The 8977-nt window shown below is 29.7% G+C and carries 7 protein-coding genes and 1 pseudogene; all 8 read left to right on the top strand.

The annotated features are described in order from the left end of the window. Positions 1-279 (top strand): annotated as a pseudogene (locus QM495_RS05915) (hydrogenase maturation protease); the annotation flags it as partial. 80 nt (positions 280-359) lie between these two features. Next, complete coding sequence (gene hypF, locus QM495_RS05910; RefSeq protein ID WP_408671189.1) at positions 360-2615, top strand: carbamoyltransferase HypF; 2256 nt, start codon at positions 360-362, stop codon at positions 2613-2615. Between the two features lie 2 nt (positions 2616-2617). Further along, positions 2618-3709 carry a hydrogenase formation protein HypD gene (hypD, locus tag QM495_RS05905; protein WP_408671188.1) on the top strand — a complete coding sequence of 364 codons (1092 nt, stop codon included), beginning with the start codon at positions 2618-2620 and terminating at the stop codon, positions 3707-3709. 1 nt (position 3710) lies between these two features. Then, positions 3711-4736 (top strand): hydrogenase expression/formation protein HypE, encoded by a 1026-nt coding sequence (hypE, locus tag QM495_RS05900; protein ID WP_408671187.1) that lies wholly within the window; start codon positions 3711-3713, stop codon positions 4734-4736. 690 nt (positions 4737-5426) lie between these two features. Further along, entirely contained in the window at positions 5427-6134 is a 708-nt protein-coding gene (locus QM495_RS05895; RefSeq protein ID WP_408671186.1) for a helix-turn-helix transcriptional regulator, read from the top strand. Positions 6135-6345: 211 nt separating this feature from the next. Then, a complete protein-coding gene (locus QM495_RS05890) occupies positions 6346-6861 on the top strand; it encodes a T9SS type A sorting domain-containing protein (protein ID WP_408671185.1) in 516 nt (171 codons plus the stop codon). A 32-nt stretch (positions 6862-6893) separates the two neighbouring features. Continuing rightward, complete coding sequence (locus tag QM495_RS05885; protein WP_408671184.1) at positions 6894-7529, top strand: outer membrane beta-barrel protein; 636 nt, start codon at positions 6894-6896, stop codon at positions 7527-7529. A 42-nt stretch (positions 7530-7571) separates the two neighbouring features. Further along, a partial coding sequence (locus tag QM495_RS05880; RefSeq protein WP_408671183.1) for a hypothetical protein occupies positions 7572-8977 on the top strand: 1406 nt, incomplete at its 3' end.

The following is an 8977-nucleotide window of genomic DNA, read 5'->3' as shown; positions in this document are numbered from 1 at the left end:
ATGGATCAACGACCACCAGGAACAATTGGTGTGCTATACCCAAAATTTGCAGCTGATTTCCCAAGTATATTAAGTGCTCATGATGTTGGTTTAAAAGATATGATGGAAGCATTAGAATTTCAAGACCAATTACCAAAAATTATTTTAGTGACTGTTTCTATAAAGGAAATGATTCCTATGACAATAACTTTAACAGGAGAAGTTCAAAATAATATTAAAAAATTAACCACTAAAATTTTAGAAATATTAAATAAAATAACGATCAAAAAATCAACATAAACCATTCTTTATTTCTTTAAATTATCCCTATAAATTCTTTTAATTATTGTAATTTTATAGGGGTAATTTTTGTTAACTACATGCTTAAAACATATAAAATTTTAATTTCAGGATTGGTTCAAGGTGTTGGGTTTCGTCCACATGTTTATAATTTAGCTTTAAAATTTTCTATAGTTGGCACTGTATCAAATAATGAAAAAGGAGTTATTATTTATGCCTCAGGATTGGAAAATTCTGTAAATAACTTTTATACCAAATTATTGCAATTTCCTCCACCAGTTTCTTCAATTAAAGAGAGTTCAATTAGTGAAATAGACCTTCAAAATTTTGATAATTTTAAAATAATTCCTTCAAATAAAAACGGTCACTTAAATTTACCATTAACTCCAGATTTTGCTATTTGTGAAGATTGTAAAAAGGATATTAAAAATACGAATAATTACCGTTATAATTATGCTTTTACAACGTGTGTTAATTGTGGGCCTAGGTATGCAATAACACAAACGTTTCCTTTTGAAAGAAGAAATACAACCATTCATGAGTTTCAAATGTGTACATCATGTAAAAATGAATATACCAATCCAAATGATAGGCGTTTTCATTCACAAACAAATACCTGCTCAACTTGTGGCATTACGTTGAAACTAATTAATAATGAAGGGAATAAAATTAAAATTTCAACAATACATTTATTTAAAGAAATTGCCAACTTACTTGCTGAGGGTAATATTATTGCAATTAAAAACACAAGTGGATATTTATTGTGTTGTAATGCTGAAAATGAAACAGTTGTAAATAAATTAAGAGCCAAAAAAAATAGACCAAATAAACCTTTTGCTGTTTTATATCCGTCACTAAAATTACTTCAAAAAGAGTTAGATTTAAACCTGCAACAACTAAAAAGTTTAACTTCAGTTGTGCGTCCAATTACCATTATTCCATTGCAAAACTATAAGGGAAGTTTAGCATTAAATTCAGTAGCTCCAGGATTAAATCAGCTTGGAGTTATGTTACCTTATACAGGAATTTTACAATTATTGGCCAATGAATTAGACTTTCCAATTGTGGCAACAAGTGGTAATATTCATGGTTCTCCAATTATTAGTAAAAATGAAGATGCTTTTGAAAAATTAAAGAATGTAGCCAATTATTTTTTGCAGCACAATCTTAAAATTGAACAACCTCAAGACGATTCTGTTGTGAAATTTAGTGTTAAATTTAAGCAAGAAGTCCTATTTCGGCGTTCACGTGGTTTAGCGCCAAACTATTTAAATAGCACTATAAATTCCAGCGAAAAAATATTAGCAATGGGTGCCGATTTAAAAAGTAGTATTGCATTTTACCCTAATAGCTATTTATATGTAAGTCAGTTTATTGGCAACCTTGAAAATTACGATGTTTATAATCGATTTATTGAAACAACAACTTCATTTTTAACTATTTTTGAACAACAACCAAGTGTTATTTTAGTAGATAAGCACCCTAATTATTATAGCACACAATATGGCAAAGAATTAGTACAAAAAGCCAAATGTAAACTAGTAGAAGTTCAGCATCATAAAGCACATTTTTCGGCAGTTTTAGGCGAACATAATTTATTTGAAGAAAAAGTTTTGGGAGTAATTTTTGACGGAACAGGTTTTGGTGATGATACTGCTATTTGGGGTGGAGAATTTTTTAATTATGAGAATAATACAATTGAAAGAATTAACCATTTAGCGTATTTTGATTGGTTGTTGGGCGATAAAATGGCAAAAGAACCACGTTTGTCGCTATTATCACTAGCATCTGAAGAAATGAATGATATTTTGGAAACAAAATTTACTTCAAACGAACTGAAAACGTATCAAACTTTAAAAAAATCAAATTCATTAAAAACATCTTCAGTAGGAAGATTATTTGATGCAGTTGCTTCATTATTAAATATTACTGATTATAATTCATACGAAGGAGAAGCTGCAATTTTAATGGAAAATCTAGTAACGAATTACAAATTAAATTCATGTAAAAGCTATTTGATTTCAATTGAAAAAGGAATTTCTTCCGAAGAAATTATTCAAAATATTGGAATTGATTTCAAAAATGGCAATTCTAAAGAGAGCATAATTATAAATTTCCTGTTTACTTTGGCAAATACAATTATTGAAATAGCTAAAACACATCAATATTTTTATATTGCATTTAGCGGAGGAGTATTTCAAAATACAACATTGGTTGATATGCTGCTTGAATTAGCACCTAAGGAAATAAAGTTGTATTTTCATACTAATTTATCGCCAAACGATGAAAATATTTCTTTTGGACAACTTATGTATTACTTAAATATCAACAACTAAAAATGAAATATTTAGCTGAATATAGAAACTTAGAAGCCACTAAAAAAATCTTAGATGAAATTCACAAAATAACAACTCGTGAATGGAATATTATGGAAATTTGTGGAGGACAAACACATGGTTTGGTTAAAAATGGTATTTTAGAATTGTTACCAGAAAAAGTAAGAATGATTCACGGACCGGGTTGCCCTGTTTGTGTAACACCTTTAAATTTAATAGACAAAGCGATAGAATTATTAGAGCAAGGTGTAATTGTTTGTTCTTTTGGAGACATGATTCGTGTTCCGGGAAGTAAAAAAAGTTTATTAGAAGCAAAGGCACTTGGAGGAGATTTACGTATTTTATATTCACCAATTGAAGCTGTTTCAATAGCAAAGCAAAATCCAGATAAAGAAGTGGTGTTTTTTGCTGTTGGTTTTGAAACTACTGCACCAGCAAATGCGTTATCAGTTTTACATGCAGAAAAAGAAGGAGTAACTAATTATACTATTTTAGCATCTCATGTACTTGTTCCACCCGCTATGGAAGCCATTTTAGATGATGAACTTTGTACTATTGATGCTTTTTTGGGAGCAGGGCATGTATGTGCAATTATGGGAATACAAGAATATTACCCATTGGTTAAGAAATATAAAATTCCAATTGTAGTTACAGGTTTTGAACCGTTAGATTTGGTACAAGGAATTTATATGGCCGTTAAACAGTTAGAAGAAGGAAGGTGCGAGTTAGAAAATCAATACGCAAGAGTTGTTAAAGAACATGGAAATAGAGCAGCAATTAATGTTATAAAAAAAGTGTTTGAGATAGGTACAAGAGAGTGGAGAGGAATAGGCGAAATTCCAAATAGTGGTTACGTAATTAAAGAAGCATATCGAAAATATGATGCTGAAGCAAAATTTAATATCAGTTATATAAAAGTACCTGAAAATTCGAATTGTATTGCCGGAGAAATTTTACGAGGCATTAAAAAACCAAATCAATGTGAACAATTTAGGAAAGCTTGTAAACCATCCAATCCGTTAGGAGCTCCAATGGTTTCTTCAGAAGGTGCTTGTGCTGCATATTATCATTTTTCAACCAATTTAATAGACTAAAATGAATATTGAAGATTTAGGATTTGAAACCATTAATTTAGGTCACGGTAGTGGTGGTGAGTTAACCAGAAATTTATTAGATAATGTAATATTTAAAATTTTCAGCAATCCGTATTTAGATCAAAAACACGATGGAGCTATCGTTAAAATTGAAGGTGAAATAGCAATTTCAACCGATAGTTTTGTAATAACTCCTATATTTTTTAAAGGAGGTGATATTGGAAGTTTAGCAGTGCATGGAACCGTAAATGATGTGGCTATGTGTGGAGCAATTCCGAAGTATTTATCCTTAGCTTTTATTATTGAGGAAGGATTAAAAGTGACCGAATTTGTTGCTATTGTTCAATCCATTAAAAAAGCTGCTGATGAAAGTGGCGTTCTTATCATAACTGGAGATACTAAAGTAGTTGAAAGAGGAAAAGGAGATAAAATATTTATAAATACTACTGGTTTTGGAGAAATGCATTCAAAAGCCGATATTTCGGTAAAAAACATATCAGAAAATGATGTTATTATTGTAAACGGATTTATTGCCCAGCACGGAATGGCAATTATGAGTGAGCGTGAAGGGTTGGAATTTGAATCTAATATAAATAGTGACTCTACTAATTTAAATTTTTTAGTGAAGGATTTATTAGATGAATTTGGAAATAAAATAAAGCTATTCAGAGACCCAACACGTGGAGGTTTAGGAACTGTTTTACATGAAATAGCCAATGATATTTCAAAAGGTGTTTATTTAAAAGAGGTTAGTATTCCGTTAGAAAAACAAGTTTCTGCAGCTTGTGAAATGTTAGGTTTAGATCCTATGTATGTTGCAAATGAAGGTGTTTTTTTAGTTGTGATAGATCCAAGTATAGAAACAGAAGTTTTAGAACTAATGAGAAAACATCAGAAAGGAATTAATTCAGCAGTTATTGGAGAATTCACTAGTAAACACCCAAATAAAGTAGTCATGGAAAGTTTAATTGGAGGTAAACGAATTGTAAGTCCGTTAGTTGGTGAGCAGTTACCTAGAATTTGTTAAACAAATACATATTGTAATTTACTAAAAATAGAACAAAATGTAAAAATCTGTCTAGTAGTTGATTCTAGATTTTTAAATAAAGGATTTAGCTTTTAAAAAATGGATATTTTATGTTTGTAATAAAAATGATTGCATTGCCTAATTTAAAAACAAATAATTTTTATCCAAACTATTATGTTTTAAAAAAACCTATTTTTACAAAAAAATTGTCCAATTAATTAAAATATTAATTTTTTATTAACACAGATTAATATGTTTCATATTGACATCCGTACCGTTTTTTTTGGCTATATAATCATTAACATTATAAGTGCGTTATTAATAGGCTCACTATATTTACAGGTAAAAAAAAGATTTCCAAAATCATTTTTAATATTGCTGAGTTTTATAATGAGTTCCTCAGGAAATACACTTTTATTTTTTCGCAATAGTATCACCGAATGGGGTGTAATTGGAAATACCTTAGTGGTTTCTTCCACGGTTATACTATTGATAGGTTTAGAACAATTTGTGAATAAAAAAGGAATACAAATTCAAAACTACCTTTTGATTATTGTTTTTTTATTATCTCAATACTATTTTACCTTTTTTAAACCAGATATAAATGTGAGAAGTCTTATTCTTTCTGTAAGCTATTTGTTTTTAAGTTTTCAAATAGCTTGGTTAATGTTAATCAGAGTGCCTTTAAAAATGCGAAAAATAACAGAAGGGGTTGGTTTTGTTTTTTGTATTCTTTTTATTATTCAAGTAGGTCGTATTATTTTAATTAATTTTTTACAACAAAAAAATTTAAATTATTTTAATTTAGGTAATTCTGAAGCGTTATTCCTCTTTTCCTATCAAATTATATTGATAATGCTTGCGTATAGCATTTCGCTTATGTATACTAAAAGATTAATTAGAGATGTTGTAGGGCAAGAAAAGGAAATTTTAAGATTATCTGCTGAAAAAATTCAACTTGAATTAAACCTTAAAAACAAGGAGCTTACTCAAAAGGAATTAAATATTGCGTCTTTAAGAGAGGTTAATAAAAATATAATATTTGAATTAAAAAATAATTTAGATAATCTCTCGGAGGAAAAAAATTCGGATATTCATAATTTTATTAGATCTCTAAATAATTTTTCACATAAATCAAAAATTTGGGAAGAGTTTGATATCCGGTTTAAAGAGGCTAATACTTACTTTTATACAAAACTTATTATAGATTATCCAAATTTGTCAGCTAATGAAATTAGAGTTGCTTGTTTAGTCTACCAAAATTATACTACAAAGGAAATTGCAGAAATATTGCATAGAAGTTATAAGACTATTGAAAATGTTAGAGGATTAATACGAAAGAAAATGAATCTTCAAAAAGATGTAAACCTCTCTTCATTTTTAGTATCCATCAAATAATTTGTCAACTTTTAATAGGTCGATTTTTTAAGATTGTCTATCATAACTTATTGATATGTTTTAAGTGGTAATTGTCATAAAAATCTAATAAAAGGCGAAAAAAACTCAACAAAAGGTTGTTTTTAAAAAAAATCAGGGGTTTTTCGGGGGGTGAAAAATATTATTAAAGGAAGAGAAACAAGTAGCTTTACCCTATTAATCAACCCTAATTATGAAAAAACAACTTCTCTCATTTTTAATTGTCTTTACAATCATTAATCAAATACCAGCTCAAAACAGTTCTTCATCTCAATTAGTACGGTCAACGACTGGAGTTTCTGGTTCTTCTTCAACTATATCAATAAACAATAAAAATTATATTATTGAGCAAAGTATAGGTCAATCTAGTGCTATTGGAACTTTTAAAGCAAACGGTTATACGTTTCGACAGGGTTTTATTCAACCTAATATATTATCTAAGATAATTGATAAAGATATTCCTATGAATTTGGATGTTGTTGTATTTCCAAATCCTTTTTCAGAAAATATTTCAATTTCCTTTAAAGAAGAAATTGAAGGAGAAGTTAAAGTTTATTTATTTGATATGTTAGGACGTCAAATTTATACTAATAAATATGAATCTAGAAAAAAAATCAATATAGACCTTCACGATTTTGCTGTTGCTCATTATATTTTAAAAGTAAGGTTTAATAATAGGCAATTTATAAAAAAAATTATAAAAAAATAATCAATAACTAATCATTACTAAAAATTCAATAAATGAAAAAATTTATCGTATTACTACTGCTTTTAATAACTACAGTTATAGGAACCGCTCAGCAGCTATATTTTGAAGCAGGAAAAACAATATCGTCATTCGATTATAAAAACTCACAAGGGCAAAGTCTTGACAACTTACAGGCGTCAAACCATAGTTTCATGACATTAGGCTATAGAAATCAACTATTTGTTAAAAAACTGAATAGTTCTATTGGTATTGCCTATGCAGGATATGGAGCCATTGGAAGCGATGACACCGTTGGGAATTTTATGGAGTGGGATGTTAATTATTTAGAATTTAACCTTGGGCTGGACTATGAGTTGTTTAAAATTAAGGAAGCAGCTGTATATATAAAAGGAACTTCTTCAGCTGCATTTTTAATGCAGGGAACCCAAACTCTTAACAATAAGGTCATTAATTTAAAGAATGTGGATGATTTCAACAAGACTGTTTTTGATTTTAGAATCGGTCTTGGGTTTTTACAACCTATTTCAGAAAACTTGTCATTTTATGCACAATATATGTACGGAAAAAGTTTAGATATGGCTTCAGGTGATGCAGAATTAAAAATTGCAAGTAACCAAGTAGGGTTTGGATTGTTAATAAACATTTCCAAAAAAAACAGGCAACAATAAAAATAAAAAATTAATACAACGAAAAATATAAAACAAGCTATTATGAAAAAAATACTACTTTTAATCATATTTTTAGCAACCTTAATACAAGGGTATGCTCAAACCAAAGGAATTAGTTACCAAGCGGTAATTTTAAATCCAAATGAACAACAAATCCCAGGTGAAAATGCACAGGGAAATATGTTAGCAAATAGCTCAGTTGTAATTCAATTTACAATTATTGATGCTTCAAGTAATGAAGAATATCAAGAATATCATGCCATAAGTACTGATAAATATGGCATGATAAATTTGCTTATAGGAGCAGGAACGGTTACAAGCACTAATAACTTTTCTGATATTGTATGGGATGGAACTATAAAAAAATTACAAGTAGCCATTGATTTTTCAGGTAGCGGAAGTAATTTTACACCATTAAGTGAGCAAAATCTATCATATATGCCACAACCATTAAATGACACTACAGCTCAATTAATTGTTGATAACGCTGTAAATATATTTGATGAACAGGCTAGAGCCACTGTTGCAGAACAGTTAAATGCAACAGATATATCAACCTTGCAAACGGAGCAAACCACACAAAATATAGCCATTGCTTTAAACACTTCAAAAACAGGAATTACACCTGCACAAGCAGCAACAATAGCAGCTACTAGTGGAACCAATACAGGCGATCAAGATATAACAGGTATTGCCACTAACGCAACAGACATTGCTACAAATGCCACTGATATAGGAACAAACGCAGCATCAATTTTATTAAAAGAAGATAAAGTTAACAAAAGTATAAATGTAGTTACTGATGGAGCTTCTGATGTAAAGTACCCAAGTGTAAAAGCAATAAAAACGTATGTTGATGCTAGTATAATCACAGGTTCACCAGCAACGGTAACAAATACGACCAACATTGCAACTAACACAACTGATATTGCCTCGAATACAACCGATATCTCCACTAATGTAACTAATATTGCAGGAAATACAACAGACATTACTACCAATGCAACAGCCATTGGAACAAACGCAAATGACATTACTGCTAACACAACGGACATTGCAACCAATGCAACAGCCATTGCTTCTAACGCTTCAGCAATTTCAGGAAAAGAAGATAAAGCTAATAAATCAACCGATGTTACATTATCTTCTAATTCAGATGTTCTTTACCCAACTGAAAAAGCGGTAAAAACGTATGTTGATGCCATTATAATTACGGGTTCACCAGCAACGGCAACAAATACGACCAACATTGCTGGAAATACAACAGATATTTCAACTAACGTAACAAACATTGCAGGAAATGCAACTGATATATCAACCTTGCAAACAGAGCAAACTACACAAAATATAGCAATAGCATTGAATACTTCGAAAGTTGGAATTACAGCACAACAAGCGAGTGATATAACGACCAATAATGCAAAAGTGAGTGATGTAAATCATGTAGC

The organism is Lutibacter sp. (genome assembly GCF_046055765.1).
Classification (GTDB): Bacteria; Bacteroidota; Bacteroidia; order Flavobacteriales; family Flavobacteriaceae; genus Lutibacter.
Note: the sequence above shows the minus strand (reverse complement) of the source record. Positions and strands in the feature narration are given on the sequence as shown.

What these genes read in the sequence shown, in the direction of transcription:
- QM495_RS05885 (WP_408671184.1), top strand. Translation starts at nt 6,894, where the DNA reads ATGAAAAAATTTATCGTATTACTACTGCTTTTAATAACTACAGTTATA.
- hypF (WP_408671189.1), top strand. Translation starts at nt 360, where the DNA reads ATGCTTAAAACATATAAAATTTTAATTTCAGGATTGGTTCAAGGTGTT.
- hypD (WP_408671188.1), top strand. Translation starts at nt 2,618, where the DNA reads ATGAAATATTTAGCTGAATATAGAAACTTAGAAGCCACTAAAAAAATC.
- QM495_RS05890 (WP_408671185.1), top strand. Translation starts at nt 6,346, where the DNA reads ATGAAAAAACAACTTCTCTCATTTTTAATTGTCTTTACAATCATTAAT.
- hypE (WP_408671187.1), top strand. Translation starts at nt 3,711, where the DNA reads ATGAATATTGAAGATTTAGGATTTGAAACCATTAATTTAGGTCACGGT.
- QM495_RS05895 (WP_408671186.1), top strand. Translation starts at nt 5,427, where the DNA reads ATGCGAAAAATAACAGAAGGGGTTGGTTTTGTTTTTTGTATTCTTTTT.